Source organism: Acinetobacter sp. ANC_7588 (assembly GCF_056783995.1).
On record NZ_JBWYIU010000008.1, the window covers coordinates 93,448 to 118,319 of the forward strand.

At 39.0% G+C, this 24,872-nt stretch carries 26 protein-coding genes; 11 read left to right on the forward strand and 15 right to left on the reverse strand.

What is annotated here, in order from left to right; all coding sequences use genetic code 11:
- The first annotated feature begins 67 nt into the window (after positions 1-67).
- Positions 68-496, forward strand: a complete 429-nt coding sequence (locus tag AC1M9J_RS09145; RefSeq protein WP_481592256.1) for a hypothetical protein — start codon at positions 68-70, stop codon at positions 494-496.
- 236 nt (positions 497-732) lie between these two features.
- Positions 733-1,092 carry a hypothetical protein gene (locus AC1M9J_RS09150; protein WP_228133217.1) on the forward strand — a complete coding sequence of 120 codons (360 nt, stop codon included), beginning with the start codon at positions 733-735 and terminating at the stop codon, positions 1,090-1,092.
- 61 nt (positions 1,093-1,153) lie between these two features.
- On the opposite strand, the gene AC1M9J_RS09155 is transcribed toward AC1M9J_RS09150, so the two are convergent.
- Positions 1,154-1,882, reverse strand: coding sequence for a YoaK family protein (locus AC1M9J_RS09155; protein ID WP_481952183.1), 729 nt, complete (start codon positions 1,880-1,882; stop codon positions 1,154-1,156).
- Between the two features lie 305 nt (positions 1,883-2,187).
- Between AC1M9J_RS09155 and AC1M9J_RS09160 the strand changes: the two genes are divergently transcribed.
- Both AC1M9J_RS09160 and craA read left to right on the forward strand, forming a co-directional pair.
- Positions 2,188-3,069, forward strand: coding sequence for a pirin family protein (locus tag AC1M9J_RS09160; RefSeq protein WP_481952184.1), 882 nt, complete (start codon positions 2,188-2,190; stop codon positions 3,067-3,069).
- A 170-nt stretch (positions 3,070-3,239) separates the two neighbouring features.
- Positions 3,240-4,463 (forward strand): chloramphenicol efflux MFS transporter CraA, encoded by a 1,224-nt coding sequence (gene craA / locus AC1M9J_RS09165; protein WP_481952185.1) that lies wholly within the window; start codon positions 3,240-3,242, stop codon positions 4,461-4,463.
- Positions 4,464-4,492: 29 nt separating this feature from the next.
- Here the strand turns inward: craA and AC1M9J_RS09170 are convergent, their stop codons facing one another.
- The 4 genes from AC1M9J_RS09170 to AC1M9J_RS09185 all read right to left on the reverse strand — a co-directional run bounded on the left by AC1M9J_RS09170 (position 4,493) and on the right by AC1M9J_RS09185 (position 7,631).
- Positions 4,493-4,783 carry a DUF3817 domain-containing protein gene (locus tag AC1M9J_RS09170; RefSeq protein ID WP_481952186.1) on the reverse strand — a complete coding sequence of 97 codons (291 nt, stop codon included), beginning with the start codon at positions 4,781-4,783 and terminating at the stop codon, positions 4,493-4,495.
- 268 nt (positions 4,784-5,051) lie between these two features.
- Positions 5,052-5,624, reverse strand: coding sequence for a superoxide dismutase [Cu-Zn] SodC (gene sodC / locus AC1M9J_RS09175; RefSeq protein WP_481952212.1), 573 nt, complete (start codon positions 5,622-5,624; stop codon positions 5,052-5,054).
- 126 nt (positions 5,625-5,750) lie between these two features.
- Complete coding sequence (locus tag AC1M9J_RS09180; RefSeq protein WP_481952187.1) at positions 5,751-6,860, reverse strand: AI-2E family transporter; 1,110 nt, start codon at positions 6,858-6,860, stop codon at positions 5,751-5,753.
- A 126-nt stretch (positions 6,861-6,986) separates the two neighbouring features.
- Positions 6,987-7,631, reverse strand: a complete 645-nt coding sequence (locus AC1M9J_RS09185) for a ParA family protein (protein ID WP_180028902.1) — start codon at positions 7,629-7,631, stop codon at positions 6,987-6,989.
- Between the two features lie 132 nt (positions 7,632-7,763).
- Between AC1M9J_RS09185 and AC1M9J_RS09190 the strand changes: the two genes are divergently transcribed.
- Entirely contained in the window at positions 7,764-8,225 is a 462-nt protein-coding gene (locus AC1M9J_RS09190; RefSeq protein WP_481952188.1) for a Holliday junction resolvase-like protein, read from the forward strand.
- A 37-nt stretch (positions 8,226-8,262) separates the two neighbouring features.
- On the opposite strand, the gene AC1M9J_RS09195 is transcribed toward AC1M9J_RS09190, so the two are convergent.
- Positions 8,263-8,895: a class I SAM-dependent methyltransferase gene (locus AC1M9J_RS09195; protein ID WP_481952189.1), complete on the reverse strand. Its 633-nt coding sequence runs from the start codon at positions 8,893-8,895 to the stop codon at positions 8,263-8,265.
- Positions 8,896-9,139: 244 nt separating this feature from the next.
- Between AC1M9J_RS09195 and AC1M9J_RS09200 the strand changes: the two genes are divergently transcribed.
- Both AC1M9J_RS09200 and AC1M9J_RS09205 read left to right on the forward strand, forming a co-directional pair.
- Positions 9,140-9,706: a hypothetical protein gene (locus tag AC1M9J_RS09200; protein WP_481952190.1), complete on the forward strand. Its 567-nt coding sequence runs from the start codon at positions 9,140-9,142 to the stop codon at positions 9,704-9,706.
- Between the two features lie 79 nt (positions 9,707-9,785).
- A complete protein-coding gene (locus AC1M9J_RS09205) occupies positions 9,786-10,223 on the forward strand; it encodes a protease inhibitor I42 family protein (protein WP_481952191.1) in 438 nt (145 codons plus the stop codon).
- A 49-nt stretch (positions 10,224-10,272) separates the two neighbouring features.
- Here the strand turns inward: AC1M9J_RS09205 and AC1M9J_RS09210 are convergent, their stop codons facing one another.
- Positions 10,273-10,848, reverse strand: coding sequence for a hypothetical protein (locus tag AC1M9J_RS09210; RefSeq protein ID WP_481952192.1), 576 nt, complete (start codon positions 10,846-10,848; stop codon positions 10,273-10,275).
- 53 nt (positions 10,849-10,901) lie between these two features.
- The gene (locus AC1M9J_RS09215) at positions 10,902-11,675 is read right to left on the reverse strand and encodes a class I SAM-dependent methyltransferase (RefSeq protein WP_481952193.1); all 774 of its coding nucleotides are present in this window, start codon (positions 11,673-11,675) and stop codon (positions 10,902-10,904) included.
- 121 nt (positions 11,676-11,796) lie between these two features.
- On the opposite strand from AC1M9J_RS09215, the gene AC1M9J_RS09220 reads away from it, so the two are divergent.
- The 3 genes from AC1M9J_RS09220 to AC1M9J_RS09230 all read left to right on the forward strand — a co-directional run bounded on the left by AC1M9J_RS09220 (position 11,797) and on the right by AC1M9J_RS09230 (position 15,133).
- Positions 11,797-13,059: a hypothetical protein gene (locus AC1M9J_RS09220; RefSeq protein ID WP_481952194.1), complete on the forward strand. Its 1,263-nt coding sequence runs from the start codon at positions 11,797-11,799 to the stop codon at positions 13,057-13,059.
- A 309-nt stretch (positions 13,060-13,368) separates the two neighbouring features.
- The gene (locus AC1M9J_RS09225; protein ID WP_481952195.1) at positions 13,369-14,109 is read left to right on the forward strand and encodes a TetR/AcrR family transcriptional regulator; all 741 of its coding nucleotides are present in this window, start codon (positions 13,369-13,371) and stop codon (positions 14,107-14,109) included.
- Between the two features lie 70 nt (positions 14,110-14,179).
- On the forward strand, positions 14,180-15,133 hold the full coding sequence (locus AC1M9J_RS09230; RefSeq protein WP_481952196.1) for a 2-hydroxyacid dehydrogenase: 954 nt from the start codon (positions 14,180-14,182) through the stop codon (positions 15,131-15,133).
- Positions 15,134-15,244: 111 nt separating this feature from the next.
- Here the strand turns inward: AC1M9J_RS09230 and AC1M9J_RS09235 are convergent, their stop codons facing one another.
- The 3 genes from AC1M9J_RS09235 to AC1M9J_RS09245 all read right to left on the reverse strand — a co-directional run bounded on the left by AC1M9J_RS09235 (position 15,245) and on the right by AC1M9J_RS09245 (position 19,310).
- Entirely contained in the window at positions 15,245-15,877 is a 633-nt protein-coding gene (locus AC1M9J_RS09235; RefSeq protein ID WP_481952197.1) for a hypothetical protein, read from the reverse strand.
- 374 nt (positions 15,878-16,251) lie between these two features.
- Positions 16,252-18,270, reverse strand: a complete 2,019-nt coding sequence (locus AC1M9J_RS09240) for a CocE/NonD family hydrolase (RefSeq protein ID WP_481952198.1) — start codon at positions 18,268-18,270, stop codon at positions 16,252-16,254.
- Between the two features lie 500 nt (positions 18,271-18,770).
- Positions 18,771-19,310, reverse strand: coding sequence for a TetR/AcrR family transcriptional regulator (locus AC1M9J_RS09245; RefSeq protein ID WP_481952199.1), 540 nt, complete (start codon positions 19,308-19,310; stop codon positions 18,771-18,773).
- 96 nt (positions 19,311-19,406) lie between these two features.
- Between AC1M9J_RS09245 and AC1M9J_RS09250 the strand changes: the two genes are divergently transcribed.
- A complete protein-coding gene (locus tag AC1M9J_RS09250) occupies positions 19,407-19,940 on the forward strand; it encodes an HPP family protein (protein ID WP_481592243.1) in 534 nt (177 codons plus the stop codon).
- Between the two features lie 195 nt (positions 19,941-20,135).
- Here AC1M9J_RS09250 and AC1M9J_RS09255 read toward each other — a convergent pair whose 3' ends face one another.
- The 4 genes from AC1M9J_RS09255 to glyQ form a co-directional block, all read right to left on the reverse strand.
- Entirely contained in the window at positions 20,136-20,525 is a 390-nt protein-coding gene (locus AC1M9J_RS09255; protein WP_481952200.1) for a hypothetical protein, read from the reverse strand.
- Positions 20,526-20,617: 92 nt separating this feature from the next.
- Positions 20,618-21,745, reverse strand: coding sequence for an SEC-C metal-binding domain-containing protein (locus tag AC1M9J_RS09260; protein ID WP_481952201.1), 1,128 nt, complete (start codon positions 21,743-21,745; stop codon positions 20,618-20,620).
- Between the two features lie 64 nt (positions 21,746-21,809).
- Positions 21,810-23,879: a glycine--tRNA ligase subunit beta gene (glyS, locus tag AC1M9J_RS09265; protein ID WP_481952202.1), complete on the reverse strand. Its 2,070-nt coding sequence runs from the start codon at positions 23,877-23,879 to the stop codon at positions 21,810-21,812.
- Complete coding sequence (gene glyQ, locus AC1M9J_RS09270) at positions 23,879-24,856, reverse strand: glycine--tRNA ligase subunit alpha (RefSeq protein ID WP_035264216.1); 978 nt, start codon at positions 24,854-24,856, stop codon at positions 23,879-23,881. The genes glyS and glyQ overlap by 1 nt, the downstream gene beginning before the upstream one ends.
- Positions 24,857-24,872 lie beyond the last annotated feature (16 nt).

A 24,872-nucleotide genomic window follows, 5' to 3' on the forward strand; every position in this document is an offset into this window, starting at 1 on the left:
ATCTATAAATAAGGTCTAAAAAACAGCATGCTTGTCATGCTGTTTTTTTATTTCATGAGAAATTTTAATGTTAAAAAGAATAATTTTTCTAAGTGCAATTGCACTTTCACTTAATGGATGTATAGGTCAAAAACAGTCGAATGAGATCAATACTAAAAATCATAATTCTGAAGCTGGTCAAGTAGAAACGTCGAAACAAAATGCCAATTCTGTTCAAAACTCTCCTTTAGATCAAGTGTATCGGAAAATTCAAAGCTTTGAAGATATGAGAACAGTAGATTTACAACAGGAATTCGATACACCTGAATCTGGAAAATCTCATGCAAAAGTAACTGTCACCTATGGTGGACTAGCGGATGACTCTGTTTCTGCACAACGTGAAACTTACCAATTTGAATACATCAATAGTGAGTGGAAAGAAATATCAAAAGATGAAACTTGGAAATGTGGTCGTGGACCAGATACTACAAACTTTCATAATAAATTATGCCCTTAAAAATTTACTTTCGAAATTTTCCATAAAATTGTTACGAGCGTCATTTGAACTGTTTAAATTCAAAAATGTAGCATCAATATGCTGCATTTTTTATTCGTATTTCTCGTTCTATTAATCATTTTTAATGAGCTTTAGAAAAAATAACATACATATCTGTTCTTTTTTGTCACAACAGTTCAGAACATCATATGTAAAAGATCAATGGCGAACTGAGTAAAACAATGATGATGAAAATAATGACCACAGTTGGTCTAGTTAGTATGATGCTCACGGGGTGTGCTACTACGAAAAATGTTATTTCTAAAGTACATGGGAATGACACTCCTTTAGAGCAAGTCTTGAAGCTACATCCTGAATTACGCAATGAGCTTGCGACTGTTGAATTACGTCAGTATTTTAATCGTGCCGAAGCACCGACCGTAGCCGAAGTCAAAGTGACACAAACAGGCTTGATGGATGACTCAATTGCTGCCGAGCGCTTTATCTATAGTTTTAAATTGAACGATGGTAAATGGCAGCAAGTTAATAAGAAAACGGAATACAAATGTGTGCGAGGAAAAAATACAAAATCTTTCCAAACTGCGCTTTGTCCATGACATCAGACCAGAAATTCGGTTTAAAAAGGCATAGTGAGTTATGCCTTTTTTATTGCATGCACTATTGAGTCGAATAATGATGAGTAGACGAGAAGCGCCACTCACGATAGCAAATATAGCCCATCGCTAAAATGGGAAAAATCATACATAAGAAGCCAAACAACATATAAGTAATCGCACCTAATATTGCACCTGAACTGAAGGATAAAATAGTCGGTAAGATTTTTAGAATATTTTGTTTGGCAACTTGTTTGCGTTCTTCTGATACATGAGGCGCCCCATAAGCAATAGTAAAATCAATGGTTAGTTGAGCAAGATTGCCCGTCATTAAGGTTGAGGTAGCCATTGTAGATAGTAATGTTCGGATAATGGCATTTCGAATTCCCATTGCAGCAATGCCCAATGTTGCGGTAAGTATTGCGCCAAATTCAGCCAAAGTATAAAAGGGGCTGAAATTAAGTCCCGCCAGCATGAAGAGCGTTAACAGTATTGTCTCTGCAATAAAGAACCCCAGTAAGATGTTCGGATACTTGTCTTTCCAACGTTGTTCACACCACGCAGTAATACCAATCGTAACTACGAAAATGCCAATAAAAAGAGCCCACAGTCCTAATCCTCCCAAGATCGTTTCTTTGCCTGCAGTCACGATATAGCCAGTAACATGATTGGTATAAATGCCAAATAATGAAATAAATCCAACGGTATTTAGCCAACCACCGACGAGCGATAGAATCGAAGCTTCATGATGATGTCGCCAGCGATTTTTAATTGGTATGTAGCATTTTGACATAGTTCTAAAAGCTCAAGGTGTACTGAGAGATTACATCGACAAAACAAGTGTTTTATCGAGTCTGCAGATCCTTTGCTTTGTGGAATTAATCCACATGAACATTAAGTAATTAAAAGTTTCATATTGATCAGTGGTGAATGTTCAGATTAGATGATTTCTAACATTTTATATGTTTCAAATTGCATCAAATTTTGATGACAAAAATATTTCAATTGATAAAACACAACTGAAAGCATCATAAAATTAACGTAGAGGGAAATCTAAAACCGCATTAAACTAAAGTCATTCAATAAATAAGATAAAAAATGAAAACACTCGCTTTTATCCATCGTAACGACAGTCATTTTTCAGTTGGAGACTTTAATCCGGTCGTGTCTGTTTTTTCACACTATGAACTCGGAAATACAGTATCCCCATTTTTACTTCTCGATCATATTGGTCCCGGTATATTGAAACCCTCTCAACTGCGTAAAGGTGTTGAAGAGCATCCGCACCGTGGTTTTGAGACAGTCACGTTCGTGTATGAAGGTGAGTTAGAGCATTGGGATTCGCAAGGTGGTGGAGGTGTTATTCAGAAAGGTGATGTACAGTGGATGACTGCTGCATCAGGCATTATTCATAAAGAAAAATTTAGTGAGTCATTTTCCCGAGAAGGTGGACGATTTGAAATGATTCAGCTGTGGGTGAATTTGCCAGCAACTGCAAAAAAATCGAATCCGCGTTATCAAAGCTTACTCAAATCTAATATCCCGGTTGTAGAGTTAGCTCATGATGCGGGTACTGCGCGTGTCATTGCTGGAGCCTTTATGCAAGTGAAAGGACCAGCATTAGTCCATAGTCCTTTGCTGGTTTTGGATTTGGATTTAAAAGCAGGTCACACACTCACATTACCAGCAGGACATTTGGATACCACACTGATGTATATGCGCCGTGGTAAAGTTGAATTTGGTACAGATGATGAATTACTGACTGATCAGGGAATGGCGGTGTTTTCAAGTCATGGTGAAAACGTTGAATTCACTACATTGTCTGATAGCAAAATTTTATATCTCATGGGACAGCCACTAAATGAACCTTTAGTCGGGCGTGGTTTTTATGTCATGAATACGCAAGATGAGATTGTTGAAGCGATTGAGGAAATGAAGCATGGTACTTTTTTGAAAAGTCATGCAATTGATGCCAAATGATGTCAATATTTGGGTGAGAAATTGATTTACGATAAAGGCTAAATTTTCGTTTAATTTTCAGACTTTGTTTCGTAGTTCAGGGTTACAAAAACGCAAAACTTTGTCATGGCATTGTGATGCATTTCACGTAAACTACGCTTCCAAAAAATATTCAAACATGTGAAAAAAACATGCAAAAGGTGAGTAAAGCAACCTTAAGTCGGGCAACAATTATGTTTCCTTTGGCATTGGTGCTCTTCGAATTTTCAGTCTATATCTGTAATGATCTTGTACAACCTGCGATGCTTACGATTACACGTGAGTTTGGTGTAGGCAGTGAGTGGGCGCCATCATCCATGTCTTTCTTTTTATTGGGTGGAGCATGTTTGGCGTGGTTTTTAGGACCGTTATCAGATCGCTTAGGTCGTAAAAAAGTACTCCTTGGAGGTGTTTTCTTTTTTGTGGTCTGCTGTTTGCTCATTTTATTCACCCAGTCTATAGAGCAATTTCTTACATTTCGTTTTTTACAAGGGATTGGGCTGACCATTATTTCAGCTGTGGGTTATGCTGCCATCCAAGAAATTTTTGAAGAAAGAGATGCGATTAAAGTCATGGCTTTAATGGCGAATATTTCATTGATCGCACCATTACTTGGTCCTGTGCTCGGCGCATTTATGATAGACCATGTGTCTTGGCATTGGGGTTTCATTGGGATTGCCTTTTTAGCAGCCTTAAGTTGGTTTGGTCTTAAAGCAAAAATGCCTGAGCAGCATTTGAGTATTCCAAAGCAACCATTAAGTTATGTATGGGATGACTTCAAAGCCATTTTTAAAAATAAAAAATTCATGGGCTTGGCTTTATCTGTACCCATGGTCTCAATTCCACTGATTTTGTGGATCGCCATGTCACCTGTAATTTTAGTCGAACAGCTCGGTCTGACCAATATGCAATATGGCTATGCACAGGTGCCTGTATTGGGTGGTTTAATTATTGGAAATATTGTCCTGATTCGCGTTATTGATCGCTATGCAGTAGGAAAGACCGTGGTAGTTGTATTGCCGTTGATGTTGGTTGGAACGCTTATTGTTTTGGCTGGTGCGATTTGGCAGGATTATTTGTTATGGTGCTTAATTATCGGTATGACCTTAATCAGTTTTGGTGAGGGCTGTAGTTTTTCTGTGCTTTATCGTTTCAGTTTAGATGCTTCTGAGGTATCTAAAGGAACTGTTGCTGCCGCAGTAGGCATGATTATGATGATTGCATTCTTTGTTGTGATCGAAATTGTACGCGTTATGTATGAATCCTATGGCACGATGGCATATGCATTGGCTTGTTTTATCCTTATTGCACTGTGGTTTAGTGCTCCAAGAAAAATTGTTCATCAGATCATGCAAGAAAGAGCCACTTCAGCATAAAAAAATCCTCCTTGTGGAGGATTTTTTAATCATTGTATTTGTTCGAGATGTTTGAGTTTACGATCAAAAATAAAAGGGGCAAAGGGTAGAACGGAAGCTATCAGCCCAAGAATAAATACATTGATAGACCACTTTTGCTTCTCGCATACCACAAATAATACGACTAAAAACAGCCCAAATAGAACGCCATGTCCCATGCCAATATATTTCACATAAATAGGCTGATCTAACATATATTTCATTGGCATGGCAAAAAAGAGCAGTAGTAGGAATGAAATCCCTTCAAGTAAACCAATAATACGTAAGGACTTAATATTCATTCTCAAACCCCACAAAAGAAGACATCCTATTTTACCTAATCGTTGTTGTAGCAAAGTTAGAATCTATGTGGACTAGATCGCATTGTTTAAGGGAAATATAATTTATAATAATCGTTTTTTATGATAGTAGATTTAAAAATAAGCTAATATGTCAATCATGTCTATAAAGATGAATATGAAGTGATACTCACAACATTTTATAGATCATCAGCGAAATAAAAAAAGGACTAAGCTAGAGCTTAATCCTTTGATGAGTCTTGGGTGTAGCTTAGCGTATAACACCACATGCTACACGATCACCTCCACCACCTAGTGGTTTAGGTTGGTCTGAATAATTGTCACCACCTGCATGTACCATGATGGATAGACCTTGAATGTCTGCAAGTGTGAGACGTGGTGCAATCACTTGTGTTTTTGCATTACCTGACGCGTCAACATTTAACACTGGTAAGTCACCTAGATGACCATCGTTTGGCGTACCATGCCCAGGCGCTTGATTTGGATTGTAATGTCCACCAGCGGCAAGCGCAGCACCCATTTTTCCATCTTTTTCAGCAGGCTCACATGAGCCTTTTTCATGGATATGGAACCCATGATATCCAGGTGATAATTTAGTTAAGCCCGTTGTGATCACAAGACCTTTGTCACTATCTTGGAAGCTAATCGTTCCAATTTGATCATGAACTCCTTGAGCACTCACCGCATTTACAGGAATGGTTTGGATTTTAGTGTTGGATTCTTTGGATGCAGATATATTTTGCGTTGCCGCACATCCTACAAAGCTTAAACTCAGCAATGCACTGAGCATAGAAATTTTGAATGCTGAAACTTTCGATTGCATTTGCATGCTGTTCTATCCTTGTTCCATGTAAGTGATAACGCATTGAAACAAATTTGGCATTTAGCAACAAGAACGATTTAAGTATTTGATTGTATAGATTTCTTATCAGTAAAAATAAAACACCACTTATGAGAGTGGTGTTTCATTGTCTTGGTCGTAGGCCATCGTGGCTTTAGGTACGGGCTCAGGTTCCAGTGTTTCATGTAACCATTCACGCCAAATGGCTAAAAGAATGGCGAGAATTACAGGACCAATAAAGAGTCCAACTAAACCAAAGCTCGCTAACCCCCCCAGTACACCAAACATGATCAATAAGAACGGAATTTGAGTAGCCCCGGAAATGACCAAAGGACGAATGACATTGTCGGCTGTACTCACCACACAAACGCCCCAAGCCATTACGCCAATCGCCTCAACGGTCTGACCTTGTGAAAATAACCACAGTGAAACAGCGCCATATGCCACTGGAGGACCAAAAGGAATTAGCGCCATGATAAAGGTCATAATGGTTAAAAGCATTGGATTTGGAACCCCAGCAACGTAATAGCTGATTCCTGCCAATATTGACTGTGCAACGGCAGTCAAACCAACACCATATACCACCGCACGCGTCGTTTCAGAGATCGTGTCGATATAATGTTGGATACGAGGACCAATGACTTTCTCCATCGCTTTACTGACCTGTTGAACAATCGTTTGTCCATCACGGTAAAAGAAAAATAGAGAGAGCATGGCAAAACCAAGTTTGACAAAATTTTTGGTAATTTCGCTAATCACGAATTTACCGTAATTTAGATGTCCTTGAATCCATACACTAATATTACTGAAAAGTGCATTTGGGTCGGCATTGATGTCACGTACAATTCGAGACACTTCTTTACCTACAATGGGTAACTCACGTATCACGTCAGGAACGGTGATATGACCAGAAGCCAGTTGGCGCTGTAAATCAAAGAATAAGTTTCGGCCTTCATGTTGAAGTAAGAAGATAGCAAAGGTGAACGGTAAACCGACAACGAGTGCCAATAAGAACGTCATAACAGACGCACCCAATGTAGGTCGATTACCACACCAAGCGAGAATACGTTTGTATAAAGGCCAAGTCATATAGGCGATAATACAAGCCCATAACACAGGTACGATAAAGTATTTGACAATGTCATATCCCAAATAAAGCAGAATAAAAAACAAGCCAAATAAAAGTACACGCTGTAAAGTTGGATTAAAATCTTGCACTAAAGTCTCTGATCTATATTCTTGATTTTCAAACGTATCTGCCGCACATCTGATTCATTTCGAGTATGCATTTAACATCATATATGAAAATGAAAAAAAAGTGCGACGACAATCTGGATTCTTTATTTAGAACCAATCACTTGGATCATCAATTAAAACATCTAACAAGGGTTGCCATTGTTGTTGTATTGATAAATAAGTTTTTTGATTTTTATCAAAAATGTTGAGACCCTGCATCGCCAATTGACCATAAGCTGTTCGTTCAGAAATCCAAGCAACAGGTTGTTGATCAATCTTGGCAAAGAACTGTTGAATCTCTTGAGCACTCTGACTATTTGGTTTGACACGATTTGCCACCAAATGAACTTGAACTTTACCTTTTCGAATACGTTTAATGTCATGGATGTGTTTTAAGAAGCGACGCGTGCTGTCGATATCGAAAAAAGAAGGTTGCAGAGGTGTGACCACTGCATGACATTCTGCAATTAATTGTTCTGCGTGTTCGCCTGTTAATGCGCCTGGAGCATCAATAATCAGATAATCAAGATTCTTCGGAGCATCACCAATCGATTTTTCATGACGCCAATCTAAACTTTGAATGTGTGTTGCTGATTCTGGGCGCTGCTTTAACCATTGCAATGCAGATTTTTGATTGTCCGCATCAGCCAATGCAACTTTATAACCTTTCTGTGCGAGTGCTGTCGCCAGCGTAATCGCAGAAATTGTTTTTCCACAGCCACCTTTTTGGTTGGCAATCAGTATCGTTTTCATGAGTTTAAAATTATACATGCTTCAAATAAGGTCTGATCTTAGCTTAGCATTAAAATCAGCCAAAACGCGCATACATGACAAAAGTTTAGTTCTTGTTTAAATTGTCCGCATAACAAGTCATAGAGAACGTCAATGTCCATTTGGATGGCAATGTTAATAGGCGCCTGTATTGGCGTGGTAATCACCACAATGATGTTGAGCTCAACCCGCAATGGCCGTATCAAAGCAGAATATGAACAATATATTGCAGAGCTTGAACTTGAGCATCAACACGCATTAGCTGCTGCTCAAAAACGCAGTGTAAATACCAGTCGTGCGGTACTGAAAGGTAAAATGGCTGAACAATTAGCACCGATTATGCCTGAATTTCAATATTTACCCAGTGATGCTAAATTCTTAGGTGATCCTGTCGACTATGTGGTATTTGATGGATATACAGATTTTCGTGATGGCGATGGCGTAGCAGAAGATATTGAAGTTGTATTGATTGACATTAAAAGTGGTGGAGCACGGCTCACCAAAGGTCAGACGGCAATTGCGAATGCAATTGCCGAAGGGCGTGTGCGTTTTGAGACGATCCGTATCGACTTTTAAGACTAGCTTGGATCACTCATCCACTACGTAGAAGTGATCAGTTGGTTTTAGTCGCGCGAGCAAGCATCATGCGACGACCTACTTTGGGCACTTCTTCTGCTTCGAAATAATCGAGTTCAGAAATCTCAAAGCCAGCATCAAGCAGTGCTTGCTCGATATTTCTGTTCAAATGACAACCATCAGCAATCACTTTCTGTACTGGCGTGAAAAGATCTTGAAGACGCTTTAAACTCTTTTGCTGTTGTGCATCGTAAGCAACATGTTCAACCAAATGCAAAGTGCCGCCGATGCGTAATACACGTTTAATTTCATGTAGAACTTGTTGAACATGACTCACACTACACAATGTCCATGTACTGACGACATGTTGAATAGATTGATCTTCAAATGGTAAATTTTCCGCTTTAGCATGAACATGTTCCACATGGAACGGTGCATCTTGAATACGTTGTTCAGCTAATTTGTATACATCTAGGCTCGGTTCAAGCGCATAGAGACTGTCCACAGCTTGATAAAATGGCAGGTTAATTCCTGTACCAAAACCGATTTCTAATACCTCACCTTGAATCGGCAGCAGAAGACGGCGTCTGCTATCCATCATACTTGGTAACTGCATGACTTGATTCAGAATATGAGGGAATACTCGTTGCTGATAAAATTTATAGATCATTTTTGTTCTTAACATCTTCCATTATTCGATTATTTTACACGTTGAATACACTTTTAACAGTAGACAAAATTGTGACTAAATCACGATAGATTGTTACTGTTCATCAATTTCCTTTTCAGAATGAAGTTCTAAGATAGATCATATAGATTTAGGTTAAATACAATTCAGTCGGATGTTGTCCATAGTAGATGTATGTGCTGCTGTTGAGTTGTTTTTGACACTTAGAAAGAAGGATGGATGTCTGTTGAAAAAGTTAGTTCTCGCATTATGTATCGCCCTTGGTGGTGTTTCGGCTTATAGCTCTGCCAGTGTGAAGTCGAGCGACTTTAATATTGCCAATGGTTTACCACCAGCTTCGGCGGATCAAAAAATTTCGGTACTGGAACCTTTTGAAGGGGAATTTCGTATTCTTGGTTCAAAAGAATATACCGATGATCCGCAAGCCCAATTTTCACCCATCGACTATGCCGTGACCCGCGGTATTTTCACAGAACCTGAAATAGCACGACAAATTTCGATTAATCAGTATGACCGCTATTTAAATTGGAAAATGGCAAAACCACCGATTCACCCACGCTTAGCAACACAGTTGGTGAGTAACATGCACATTATCCCAGCCAATCCAGAAGTTGCGAAAGAGATTAAGAAAGTTCAACGCGGTGATCTGGTGCGCTTAGAAGGGGAATTGGTGCAAATCAATGCCAAAGATTTGGTGTGGAAGTCAGCTTTGGATTGGAATGGTATCGGCGATGGTGCATGCAAATTAATTCGCGTCGAATCGATTGAATGGTTAGAAAAGCGCAATATTTAAACAGGATTTGATATTGATGAGTTTGAAATGATTTTCAGCTCAAAGTTTTGATCATTAGATAAATGAGAGAGTGTGGATCATGAGCGTTGGCAAGACATCCTTATGGATAAGTTTATGTATTGGCGTACTCGGGAGCAGTCTTGCCGCATGTCAAAATCCAGTCTCTGAAGTGCAAGCGGAGTCCCATCACTATACTGATCAGCAAAATTGTCCTGCACTATTGGTGATGAAAGTGGGTGAAACCTTAGAATTTAATGCAGCAGAAAATCCAAGTACGGGTTATCAATGGCAAATTATGCAACCGCTTCATCTCTTTAAAGTTGAAGAACAATATTTGGCGACTGAAAAATCAAAAGTGATGGTAGGCGTTGGAGGTGAAAAGACAGTGAAGCTGACTGCGCTAAAGCCTGGTCAGGAACTCATTGAATTGGCGTATGTGCGACCTTGGGAAGTTGCTCAAGACCGTACTCAAACAGATGCCCCAACATCGTGGCAATGTCGAGTACGTATTTCTTAAGCAGGCAGAAGACCGTTTCTAAAATTGTGCTGTACTTTTACTATGTACGCTATTGTTCTTTCGTGACACTAGTATTTTGACTCCAATGTTGGAGTTGGGCTTTCGCAGTATAATAATCACTCATATTTCGAATTGCATCTTTAGGATTTCGAAGCTCATCTTCGGGAGACTGTTCGAGCTCTTGATAGACCTCAATCTGATTTTCCCAGTATTGATAAAATAAGCCTTGAATATATCTACCTTGTTCCGTCTTAAGATCTAAGTCTTTCAACATATTGAGGGAGGACTGAATGAGATCTCGTTTACGTTGGAACTCCATATCCGCATTTAAATTGCCATCTGCTTTTAATTGCTGAAGTTCTGCGTCTAGCTCATCACTTAATTGCTCAAAACTTTGATCATATTGATTCAGCAAAGCAACGTCATGTGCGTCATTTGGAGTAGATTCAAACGATTTGATCGGCTGAGCTTCGATCTGTGTTTTCAATTCAACGGATGGATCAACGGATTCTTTTTGTTCGGTCTGAGGGTTTTGTTCTGTTTTTTGGCATCCAATGAGCATGAAAGGTATACTCAGGCAGAGTGCAAATATCGAAAGTCGAATAGGGTGAAGATTTGCCGTCATGAGAGTCAATCCTCTGTTGGTTTTTTTAATGAATGATCGAGATTAAGTTTAGTTTATCGCGCACGATAGTGATAGGCATAAGTGATATAAGGAAAGGAAACCTCATCATGGGGCATGAGTCCCGTATGTTCAAATACGATCGATTCAAATACTGTTTTCATTTTTGCTTGGTCTGCTGCTGACATTGCCGCAATAAAACTGGTAGATAACAGTCGTTTGCTGACGACCTGTTCAACACTGCCGACTTGATGCTGAGTGAAGGTGCTTAAACTTTGGTATTCAAATAATTCTTGCTGCTGAAATACATTTTGCCATTGGTCACTGTGAAAGCGTGGCGTATCGGACTCAAAAGGTTCGATGTAATCCGCCAATGCTTTGACCCAATCCACTGAGATATCTCGTTGGTTCCAGACTAGACCTAAATGTCCTTGAGGTTTAAGAAGGCGATGTATTTCTTGCAATGTTTGGCGTTCAGCAAACCAATGAAATGACTGTGCGCATAAAATAGCATCAACACTATGCGTTGATTGCGCAATTTGATGGCTTGATGCTTGTAGTGTCTTCACCTCAGGATGTACTATTTTCAATTGTTCGAGCATTGCTGGAATCGGTTCAACGGCGATTATGTTCGAGGTGACTTGTTTTAGATAGTGCAGGAATTTTCCTGTCCCCGAACCTAAGTCAATCGCAACTGCATCAGGATGAATATTCAACTCATCTTTCAACCACATGACGATAGCCTGTGGATAATTTGGTCGGACTTGTTGATAAAGTTCAGCCGCAGAACTAAAACCATTTTCAGCAGCAGGATGAAGTGAATGTGTCATATTTTGCGCTTTTTAATCTGAACAGTATCTATAAAATATGACACCGACAATGTGATGTAAGCAAGTGAACGATTGATTCATTTTGCAAACCAGATGATGAGAACCCTTTTTCGGAATTGCAATGGATAAGCAAATAGTATTTGAAGACGAACACATTAGAGCAATTTATTTAAAAGGAACAACAGAAACATTGGTTCTCTCTTTTGGTGACTTGATCAGTCGTGCCAAAGGCAATGCCATTAATGCTGAAAAATCCTTAGCCAAATATGACTACAATGTCATTGGTATCATGCCAAAACAAAAGTCATGGTTCCCATCACAGAGCATGCAAGCTTTAATTGAGCAAATATCGCCTTTGTTGAATCAATTTCAGCGTGTCGTGGCTTATGGTGGTTCTATGGGCGGCTACGCAGCGATTAAGTACAGTAAGTTATTGGGCGCAGCACGTGTGGTCTCTATGGTGCCACAATATTCAATTAATCCTGCTGAAATTGAAGACCGCCGTTATACTGATTTTTACGATCCTAACGTCAATGCTGACATGCAAATTGACGCGACAGATATTGCGTCCGATGCAGAATATATCGTGGTTTATGATCCTTACTTTGATCTAGATCGCGAGCACTATGAAAAGATCAAGCCGCTTATTCCTCAACTCAATACATTACATTTACCTTATACAGGCCATGATGCGGTTGCTGTATTAGCAAATTCTGCGTTATTGCATGATTTTATTGAACATGAATTTGATGCAACCTACTTTTATCGCCAGATTCGAGCAGTTAAAAAGAACAGTAAATTTTACTATCGAAGCGTGATCGCACATCTGCTTGGCACTCACAATGAAGCATTGGGTAATATTTTAAAAACCATCGATCTACAACTAGACAGTAGCTTTTTTGATGCCAGTCTTAAACAGACGATTACCCGTATTTTGCTGACCAATAAACGAGTTGATGAGCAAGATCTACAAAAGCTCGGTATTTCGATTCATTTGCCGTTTGAAAATAAAACACAACTTCATGACAGCTTTGGCAAAGTGTTGGTCTTTAACGTGATCACTCAAAAACTAGAAAGCTATGAACAACATGTGATTGATATTAATGGTAAGTATATTATTCCATTACATGTGGAAAGTACTGGATTGGCCCAGATTGAAATTAAAAAACAGCACTATCTCATTTGTATGAATGATCGCCGTGTTACCAAATTGATCAAAATGGATGATGCGCTGAGTGCGGATATGAGCCCTTTGATTGTGAAAAAGGGCGAAGGTTTCTTTAGTATCAGTTATAAGCATCTCTATATGCACTGCGATGAGTTAGGTAGCTGTATTTTTGAATCAGATACTGTTGGTGAGGCAGAAAAATTTTCAGTGGAGTAAGGCTGAATTTTTCACAGTAATTGATCAAAAGCGCTTCGGCGCTTTTTTTATCTTTAAGTAAAAAACGATAGAGTGTGTAATAGGTCTCAATCTGTCATAAAAAGTAATATTGTTTAAAATTTACCCGTGTTTATTTTGTAACGAAAGCGATGGAATGACTCTGTTTCGTTGCTAGGATCAGGCAATATATAACGAATTTGAATGATTCAAATGATGATGTATTCATGAATATCGGAATATTCATGCATCTTTGACGTGTCTAATTGTTGAGCACAAAAAACCCATATAAATGGAATTTAGGTGGGACAAATGAATAAAAAGAAAATTGCAAAAACTGAAACAGGAATGAATCCTCCAAAACAATCGCGTACACATCGCCGTGTTATGCAGGTGATTCAAACTGCTGAAAAACTTTTAGTTAAAATGGGCTTAGAGTCAATTTCAATTCCTGAAATTGCCAATGCTTCAAAAATTCCAAGAGCCAGTATTTATCAGTTCTTTCCGACAAAATATGATCTGTTGCATCATATGGCACAGTTGCATTTGCAGAAACTAGTAAGCTTGCTCAAGGAAGCTGGTTTAAACGTCATACGCGAACATCCGCACGAAAGTATGGCGGCTTATGGTCGAATGGTGGCTGCAGCTGTGATTGAAACCACTGCCAAGTTTTATAATGAATCTGCTGTGGCACGATTATTAATATTGTCAGGTCCACTGAACCGACAAGTGTATTTACGTCATCAAATGGAACTCAAACAGTTCAGTCAAGATTTAAGAGATGCACTTAAAGCAATTCGGGTAGATGATTATTTACCGCAACAACCTGACAGTATGTTGATCATTATTGAAATGATCTTTACTTGTATGAAACATGGTTATTACACAGAAGATCGGATTTCTGAACGTATTTGTGAAGAGGCGTATCGTTTGGCGACTGCATATTTAAATGCACTAAAAGAAGATCAATTTTCCCTAAAAGCACAGCGTGCAGCAACGACGCAATCTGAGACAAAAAACCAGTCAAATCAACTATTGTTGACTTACAATTAAGCTTACAATCAGTTGAATTATCATGAAAATCTTGCAGTCGAAATGCAGATAAATATTGCTGAGGTTCAACGTGAAAGCTGTTTTTTTGGATCAATTCTCTCTCGATCAGAATGATTTAGATTTTTCGGGGTGGTATCAAATCTTTGATGAGGTAACATTCTTTGAGCGCACTGATCCAGATCAAGTGCTTGAACGCATTGCGGATGTAGATGTGGTGGTGACCAATAAAGTGGTGATTACGGCAGACATGATGCAAAAACGACCGCAGCTTAAATTAATTTTAATTTCGGCCACAGGCACCAATAATGTCGATTTAATCCAAGCAAAAGCTCAAAACATTGTGGTATGTAACTGTCAGGCATATGGTACTGCCGCTGTAGCTCAACATACCATGATGTTGATGCTCAACTTGGCAACGTCTTTTATTCAATATGATCGTGCAGTTCGTGCGGGTGAATGGAATAAAGCATCACAATTCTGTTTATTAGATTTCCCCATTGCTGAATTGAATGGTAAGACCTTAGGGATTTTGGGCTATGGTGAACTTGGTCAAGCAGTAGCGAAATTGGCTGAAGCCTTTGGTATGAAGGTGATTGTGGCTCATTTACCAGGACGACCTGCAGCCGCTGATCGTGTCAGTTTAGAAAGCTTGCTGCGTCAATCAGACTTTATTAGCTTACATTGTCCATTAACTGAAACAACACGCGACTTAATTGATGCAGAAGCATTTAGTCTAATGAAAGAAAGTGCATATTTAATTAATTGTGCCCGTGGTGGCATTGTGAATGAACAAGCATTGGCGGAAGCATTAATAAATCGGAGAATCGCAGGGGCAGCGACTGATGTATTGAGTATAGAACCGCCTCAGCAAGGCAATGTGTTATTGAATTCGGATATCCCTAATCTCATTATTACACCACACAGTGCATGGGGAAGCGTTGAAGCACGTCAACGCATTGTGCAACAAGTACAGGAAAACGCAGCTGCATTTAAAGCGGGTCAGCCGATCCGTCAAGTCAACTGAAGTTAAGCAATAAAAAAAGGTGCTGTGAGAAGCACCTTTTTTCTTGAAGAGATATAAATAAACTCAACCTAATAAATAAACTCCACTTAGGTTTGAATAAAACGACAGGGTTTAACGTGGGACACCTGCATCACTGTCATCTACAGCTGGACTAGAGGTGGTAGCTCCACTATTAGGTAAAGCAACACTTTGACGCTGAATGGTCGGTTCTGCTTCAGGTGCTTGAGTTTGACTTGCTAGCGTGGTGTTGGCTGATTGCGCAATTTCAAGGTTGACTGAATTTTCTTGAACGGGTAAAGCGACCGATGCAGTAGTTGGAGCCGGGGAGGCTATGACAGCAGGTGCTGTCGTTGGGTTGGGTTGACTCAAACTGCCTCTTTCGATGGGAACACCACCTGCACCGACGAGGTTCTGTTTAGCATGCTGCACAGATTTAACAGTTGTATCCACGCCTTGACGAGCACCGTCACGTAATGCAATCGCTTTTTCATTGGTGAATTCTTTGGTGTTTTGCCAAGCTGAATCGACGGATGGTTTGATTTTAGCAATACCACGCTTGGTCGCATCATCAACGGTGTTGGCTGTATTTTGCAAAGTCTCTTGTGCTTTGACTGCAAGTACTTTGGCTAAATTTGGATTGTCACCGTAAGCAGGATTGTTGCCTGTTAAAGTAGAGTCTTGAGCAAATGTAGTTGCTGAGCTTAGCGTAATACAACTTACCAGCATCGTTTTCATTATGTTCATGAAGGATCCTCTTCTCGGTTCTGTATGGGTGGCGCTGTGACTCAATCGCCTCATCTGTACAAAACTTTTGAATTTTTTATCAGTTTCCAAGCAAACTACATGAGCGATGGGGCTGTTTCAATGTTGAAATGTATCCGTAACGTTGTGCTTCGGCAGTTTTAATGACTAAAGCTACAATTTTTATTCATCTTGTATCGCTTAAAGGCTTTTAGGATACAACACTACATTGTGTGCATTCGATCGTGGACAACAAAATTAAAAGTAAAGTTTATCCTCCGATTCTAAGACAGGTGTTGATCAAACCAATATATTCAACATAAAAAAAGTCTGAGCAAGGATTCATGCTCAGACGCTGTCTATAAGAAATCTAAAAATCAATGCTTCAGATATTGAGTCGGGACTTTTGGTAAAACCACGCTGGATGGGTATTGTGAATTCGAATAGATCGAAATCGATCCCAAAAGCGATGAAGTTAAACTTGGTAATGGGGCAACGCCTTTCCATACATCACTGGAAACCACCGAAATTTGAATACGATGTCCTTTAGGAATAAGCGCAGCAGTTGCTGGAATCTCAACATTGACCAAGACTGGCTTGTTTTTTTCTAAAGGCTCAATATCCGATGCTTTAAATGTATGCCAAGGTTGAATCATTTGTCCTTTGATATAACGAGAACGTGATTCGTCAACTTTACGCATGGACGCTGTGATAATACCCGTGCTTAATGTTTTAGCATTGCCCGTTCTTGGGTCCACATCGGATACACGTACGACTAAACCACTGTCTTTAGAGCTGGATGAAATCCACAAGTCAGCTTGCATCGGCCCATTTAAATAATAGTCTTCAGTTAAAGGTACTGAGTTAAAGACCGAAGCAGGAATATTCGCTAAGTTGCTATTTTCCAGACATGGGAACGGTAGGATAGACGTTGCACCAATGAGAACTTGTTCAACGGTACTTGAGCATAAACCGAAAGTTGGTGCTTGTAATAAGTAGTTTTCACCAGAGCTTGACGTTGGTCGATCTTTTGCAAGGTTTCCACGTGTATTTAAGAATAAACGATCAGGTTCTAATGCTACATGCGGCCAATCCGTACTGACGACATAATCTTCATAACCGTGCACCCATTGTGTGACATTAGGTAGAGTTTCAGCGCCAGTGTTGATGCCTTTTAAATATTGATCAAACCATTGAAGTTGCATTTTGTCTAAACGCGGTACATTACCTTTAGGCAAACTTGGGAAAAGTTGCGCTGCTTGAATATGTGCCCAAGGGCCAATGAAGGTTTTAACAGTTGTATGACCTTTTAATGCTTCATGCCAAAGCGGTTCACTGCGTTGGAACAAATCACGTGTTCCCCCGACAATAAAAGTCGGAACTTCAATATTATTGGCTTGTTCTAACAGCGATCTTTCTTGCCAAAAGTCATTATCAAATGCATCAGCTTTGCCTTTTAGAGCATTGGCAAAAAGCGGTATTTGGAATTCTGTACTGTTAATAATTTTGTCGAGTGCGGTCAGTTTTCCAGTAATCGGGTCTTGCACCAAGGTATCAATCGGTAAAGTACCCAACAGTGTAATTAAACTCATCCAAAGTGGAATGAAGTTCGTATTTAGCTGCCCGCCATTGAAAAGAATATCGCGGTACGCATCACCCATAGGTACGATTGGGAACGCTGCCTTGATTGCTGGATGTTGTGTCGCTGCACCCAGCATCGCAGTGATTCCTAAATAAGAAACGCCATATAAGCCGACATTTCCATCAGAGAAGCTTTGTTTACTTGACCACTCAATAATTTCATATGCATCTTGTTGTTCGACTTTGCCAAAAGCTTCCCACTTGCCTGTAGAGTTACCTGTTCCGCGAACATCTGCAACGACTGTTGCATAGCCACGTTTCACCATTTCAGGGTCTGCACCACCTGCTATTGCTGAAACCTTACCTGCAACCCCTGCGCTATAGGCCGTTTGAATAACAATCACAGGGAATTTTGCATTGATAGGACGACCTGACTCATCCGCAGGGAGCGTGACATAAGTGGCGATTCGCGTTCCATCACGCATGGTAATCCACTGTGCTGGCAAGGTCACCGACTTAGGATATTCAGCAGGTCGATCATACAATTGCCATTGAGCATTGGCATTGGAAAGTAATGGGACTTGAGGTTGACTCGGAGATTGTCTAGTTCCGAGTCGGGTGTTTTTTAATGCAACGGGAGTACCTGGGAGTGTGACATCTGGGGAGGTCACCGGGTCGGGTTGAGGACTTAAATAGCTTAAGTCTGGTGTCACATTTGGAGTTGGATTAATTGTTTTATTCGCTATGCCAATGGTGGTCGCAAGTATCGTGACACCGATGCCAACAGCAGCATAGAAAGAATTTAGCAACTTCATTACATAATTCCTTTTTGTTTTTCATTTTTTTAGTAGTGCTTGAGTGAAGAATGAAATATGCATAAAGCAAAATCGTTCCATTCCTTTTATTTTTATGTCTCCTAATCTGATCAAAAAAGATAATTCAGATTAGGCTTTGATGTTGTATCACTGTTTAGTTTAACTAACAAGTTGGGGTCTTGCTGTTTGTCGGATTGGCAATGATGTTTTGATTAAGTATTTTATTTTTAATATAAAAAAATATTGATTGGGTCAGTTTAAAAAATACAACTGTATATATATTAATCATAATTTAGAAGATATTTCTTCTATCTGATTTCTAAAGAAAAATATAAATTGTGAGCATTTATGCCAATCAGGAGCTTTTATTGAAACTGTAGAAACTCAGCGCTATGTGAGACTTTCACCTTTATGAAAAAATCGTGATTAATCAAATTTTTTTACTTTGATATCTGAAGCAAAACTGATTTAGGCAAAATATGCGTAGCTTTAAATCAAAGTCATTCCTCTAATAGATGATTTATATTTTTCTTAATCAGAGCACCAAGTTGAGGATCAAATCCATCTACCAAGAATCGGCTAATTAATCCTTCTATTAGTGTGTAAATTAATTCGGATAAGTCTTGTCGGCCCATATTCAAGCAATGTGTTGATATTAATTCTTTTATCCATTGCTTATGATTTTGAGCAACTGAGATTATAGATTTATCATCTTGGTTCGATTCAGCAACAGCTCTAACGAATAAGCATCCTTTAAAGGAGTCTTGTTGAAACCACTGCATATGCCAATCAAAAATTTTGTTTATTGCAGCAAGACCTTCTGATTTGCCGATATATTGAAACAAACTCTCTTTAAATTTTTCATCACGAGCTTTGAGAACGGATTCAACCAACTGCATCTTATTTTTGTAGTACGTGTACATCGTGGTTTTCGAACACCCTGATTGATCTCGAATTAAGTCTACACCTACGCCAACAAAGCTATTTTGGTTAAATAGTTTTTCTGCTGTATCAAGAATTTTTAATGCTGATTTTGACATCCTTGCAATCCTGAAAATAAAAATAGTACAGATCTGTACTATTTTTATTTTATCTGTATTATGCTTTCAAAACAATATTAAAAAGGCGATATCAGTATGCTTTCAATTTTTGAAGGAAAAGAAAAACTTACTGCTTTTCCTAAACCGCACGAAATGATTCGAAGCTTTATTGGAGGAACAATTAGTATTTTTTTGCTACTTTTGTTGAGTAAATTATCGGGAAATATTTATATCATGGCGCCTTTTGGCGCAACTTGTGTAATTCTTTATGCAGTATCACAGTCGCCATTAGCTCAACCTAGAAATGTGATTTTCGGTCATTTTATTTCTGCTTTTATCGGTCTATTTTTTCTTAAGTTTTTTCCTGATTCGATTTTGACTATAGCTTTATCAGTCGGGTGTGCGATTGCCTTAATGCAATTTTTTAGATGTGTGCATCCTCCAGCTGGAGCAAATCCATTGGCCATTTTATTAACAGCAGATTCAATCAGCTATGGATGGAATTTCCTCATATTTCCTGTGCTTTTAGGATCTGTGGCTTTAGTATTGATTGCGATGGTTGTGAATAATATTAAACCTAATCATAAATGGCCACTTTACGGTTTAGGTATAATCAAATCCAAGCCATGATTGAAATTTGCATCATTCGATTTTTTAATCTTATGTGAAACTACCTGAGATAGCCTTTCACTCAAACCTATCTTTTGTGAGACTTGGCACTGGTCGAGTCACTTTATACTCCCCACTTATAAAAAAAGCACAGTTGGTTTTAGCCAATTGTGCTGTCCTAGTTTATGAATGATCAGATGAATGGTTTTTAGCGTCTTAGAAATGTTCACACTGTTGAAGATTTTGCGCTTTAAAGTGGTTTTTTAGCGCGTTGAAATTGGCTTGTTTTACTGAATCTTGAATATCAAATATGGTCTGTTTGTTTTCGACATCTGCATCTAAATTTGAATGTGCTGAAATCAGTTTTTCCCCTTGGAAGAACCAGTATTCAGTAGCTTTGCCTGTCTCAAAGTTGCCTGTAAATTCAATGAGGCAGTTGTCTTTTTGTTTAATGAGGCGAGCAATATTGTGTTGAGTTTCAGGTGCAACAGCAATGTTTTTGTGTTGTTCTAATACGATAGGAGCATTGGGGTTGGTTGGAGAAGTTGAACAGGCTGTTAGGGTTAAACAAGTTAAAGTTGAAATAACTAAAGTTTGGATTTTCATCATCGCTCTTATATTTTGATCTGTATGGATTTAAGTATATGAATTTGAAACAAGATTGCCTATAGCCAGATGACAGAGTTTTATAGTAGGACTTAATTTATAAAGTAAGTTATTGAATTATATGAAAACATATTCGATTTTAGATTGTTTTGAGGCGGCGTTTTATCGAAATCATTATGATAATTAATGATTTTATTAAATTCTAATTTATCATTTTCATCGAAAGAAAAGTAATGACTTGGATCAAGAAAAATATTTTCGCTATAGGCTAGAAATAATGTCGTTAATGATTTTTCAATAGAGTCGCTAAGCAAAATAGAATCTAATATTTTTTTTGCATAAGTCCTATCCTCTTTTGTCCAACTAAATAATATAAAGCCTCTACTATCTATTATTAAACTGTTTATAAATAGGTTTTTAATTTCATTGGTACTTGCTAAATCTTGAAGTTTATTTGAATTAAAATCAAACTCTGGGCTAATAAGTGTGCTAGCTAATATTGGTTGAATTTTATTCAAACTTATTATGCAATGATCTAAATGTGTAAATTTTTTATCAACTATATGATTATTTAATAAGGATTTAATTTTTTCAAGAGTGTTTATTGAGTTTTTGTTTTTTGAAATAATTTTATTCAATTCTAACTGTTTAAAAAACTGTATTTCGATATTTTCACCATTATCTATAAAATCTTTCATAGCAAAATATTTTTTTTCAACGGATTTTTTTTTGAATATTTCTAAACACAATGAACGATAGGCCAACATAAATAATTGTTCTGGTGAGCCAGTAAACTCTTTTTTTTCAAAACATTCAAAGAGAATGTTATCGTGAAAGTTACAAAATCCAAAGAAAGTAGAAGCTTGATTAATTCCAATATTTTTTACAGTTGCCTTATTAATTTTAAAGTCAAATTCTATGCTGCAAACATGGTTGTTGTGTGAAATTTTATCTAGAAATAATTTTTTAGAAATTGAGTGAGCATTTTTGATGATTCCCTGACAGGGACTAGCTTCTGAATTAAATAAACATAATTTGAAATTTTGATCTATTTTCTGGAAATTTTTCGCTATTTGAAATTGATTAAGACTACGTTGCTCTTTTCTTTTTAAATGACAATCCCTAAATTTTTTTTCAGAACCACACCAACATAATTCATTAAGACTTTTTTCATCTTTAATGAATGCTTTGATAATATTTAAATTTTGTATCATTTTCATTCTTATAACTCATAAAAAACCCCACTATGTTCTAGCAGGGTTTTGAGCTTATTTCAAATTCAACTTAGTGTTGAAGTACAGAAATATCAGCTACTTTCGTAAACAAATCACGCAGTTGTGCAAGCATCAATAAACGGTTTGATTTAAGCGCAGCGTCATCCGCCATCACCATCACACCGTCAAAGAATGCATCTACAGGCGCACGAAGAGCAGCAAGTGCAGACAACGCAGCAGTGTAGTCTTTCGCAGCAAATAATGGCTCAACCACAGGCGTGATTTTCGCAAGTTCAGCAAACAATGCTTTTTCAGCATCTTCAACCAAGTTAGCTTCAACGACGCTTCCTTCAGGCGTAGCTTCTTTTGCAAGAATGTTGGCAACACGCTTGTTGGCAGCAGCAAGGGCAGCAGCTTCAGGTAATGCACGGAAGTGATTCACTGCATTTACACGTTTGTCAAAATCAAGAGGTGATTTTGGTGATAACGCTTGAACCGCTTGAATCACATCAACCGCAACGCCTTGGTCTTCGTATTTCGCACGGTAACGACCTTCAAGGAATGCAACAGCATCGTTTAAAGTCTTATTGTGATCTTTCAATACATCGCCATACGCAGCAAGTGCAAGTTTGATCAGGTCTTCAATTGATACATCAAGCTCATTTTCAGTCACTAGACGTAAAATACCAATCGCAGAACGACGCAGCGCAAACGGATCTTTAGAACCTGTCGGTGCTTGACCAATACCGAAAATACCCGTCAAGGTATCTAAACGGTCTGCAAGAGCAATCGTTGTACCTGTTTTGGTTTTTGGTAAAACGTCACCAGCGAATTTAGGTAAATACTGCTCACCTAAAGACTCTGCAACTTCGTCATTTTCACCTTCAAGACGTGCGTAGTAAGTACCCGCAATCCCTTGAAGTTCTGGGAATTCACCTACAAGCTCAGAGGTTAAGTCGCATTTTGCAAGCAGGGCAGCTTTTTCAGCATCAGCTGGGTTTGCACCTGTAATTGGCGCTAAAGCAACAGCGAGTTTTGCAATACGTGTCGATTTGTCCCAAAGCGTACCCAATTCTGCTTGGAAGACCATGTTTGCTAATTTCTCTTTACGAGACGCAAGCGGTTGTTTTTGGTCTTGTAAGAAGAAGAATTCAGCATCAGACAAACGTGGACGAACAACCTTCTCGTTACCTTCAATAATTTGTGTCGGGTCTTTCGACTCAATATTTGAGACAGTAATGAAGTATGGTTGAAGTTTATTGTCAGCATTCACTAAGCAGAAGTACTTTTGGTTGTCCTGCATCGTCGTTATCAATGCTTCTTGAGGAACCGCAAGGAAGCGTTCTTCAAAGCTTGCACGAAGCGCAACAGGCCATTCTACAAGTGCTGTGACTTCGTCACGTAGATCCGCAGGCACAATCGCAATCGCATTTACTTCATCAGCCAATGCTTTGACTTGACCGTCGATGATTGCTTGACGTTCTTCAAAAGATGCCACAACGTGAGCAGCTTTTAACTTCGCAAGATATTCATCCGCATGAGTCAACGTGATTGCTTCAGGTGCATGGAAACGATGACCGAATGTCACGTTACCTGCTTTGTGATCTTGAATGGTTGCATCAACAACGTCGTTGTCTTTTAACAACACAACCCATTTTACAGGACGTACAAATTCAGTACGGCTTGCCGCAGAACGCATGCGTTTTGCAATTGGAAGGTTGTCTAAAGCGGTTTGTAAAATTTGCGGTAAAAGAGCATCAAGACTTTGACCTTTCACATCTTTCAAATAACAAACTTTTTCAACTTTACCTGCTTGGAAAGTCGAGATTTGATCAACCGTGATGCCTTGACCACGCATAAAGCCTTCAAGCGCTTTAGTTGGGTTACCTTCAGCATCAAATGCAGCTTGTTTCGCAGGGCCATCAAAACGTTTTTGAGTATCCGCTTGCGCGCCATCAACGTTGACAATTTTAAGTGCAAGACGACGTGGTGCTGCATATGCTTCGATAGAATCAAAAGCCAAGCCTGCATCTTTTAAGCCTTTTACGGTTTCAGCTTGTAGTGCATCACGTAATTTTTTAAGGCTTTTTGGTGGAAGTTCTTCACAACCTAATTCGAACAAAACGGTATGTTTAGACATTATTTGCTCTCCTCAGATTTTGCTTCTGCTTCAACTTGTGCCTTTAACTGTGCCAATACCTCATCACGTAATGCTGGTTCTGCCATTGGGAAACCAAGTTCCGCACGTGCAGCCACATAAGCATTTGCAATTGAACGCGCCAATGTACGTACACGTAAAATATAACGCTGACGTTCAGTCACAGAAATCGCACCACGCGCATCGAGTAAGTTAAAGCTATGCGACGCTTTAACCACTTGCTCATACGCAGGAAGTGGAAGTTTTGCTTCGATTAAACGTGTTGCTTCAGTTTCATAGAAGTCGAAGAGTTCAAACAGTTTATCAACAGGTGCGTATTCAAAATTATAAGTGGATTGTTCAACTTCATTTTGATGGAATACATCACCATAAGTCACTGTACCAAACTGACCTTTAGTCCAAACCAAATCGTAAACTGAGTCTACACCTTGCAAGTACATTGCAAGACGCTCTAAGCCGTAAGTGATTTCTCCAGTAACAGGGTAGCACTCAACACCACCGACTTGTTGGAAGTAAGTGAACTGAGTCACTTCCATGCCGTTTAACCATACTTCCCAGCCTAAGCCCCACGCGCCAAGCGTTGGAGATTCCCAGTTGTCTTCTACGAAACGAATATCGTGTACCAAGGGATCAATTCCGATCGCTTTAAGCGAGTCAAGATACAACTGTTGGATGTTGTCTGGGTTTGGCTTAAGTACCACTTGGAATTGGTAGTAATGTTGCAAACGGTTTGGGTTTTCACCATAACGACCATCTTTCGGACGACGTGAAGGTTGAACGTATGCAGCGTTCCAAGTTTCAGGCCCTAATGCGCGTAGGAAAGTTGCAGTGTGGAATGTACCTGCACCCATTTCCATGTCGTAAGGCTGTAACACGACGCAGCCTTGCTCCGCCCAGTAGTTTTGTAAGGCAAGAATTAAGCCTTGGAAAGTATCAATATGCGATATGGCGCGACTCATGGTCATCCACTTAAAA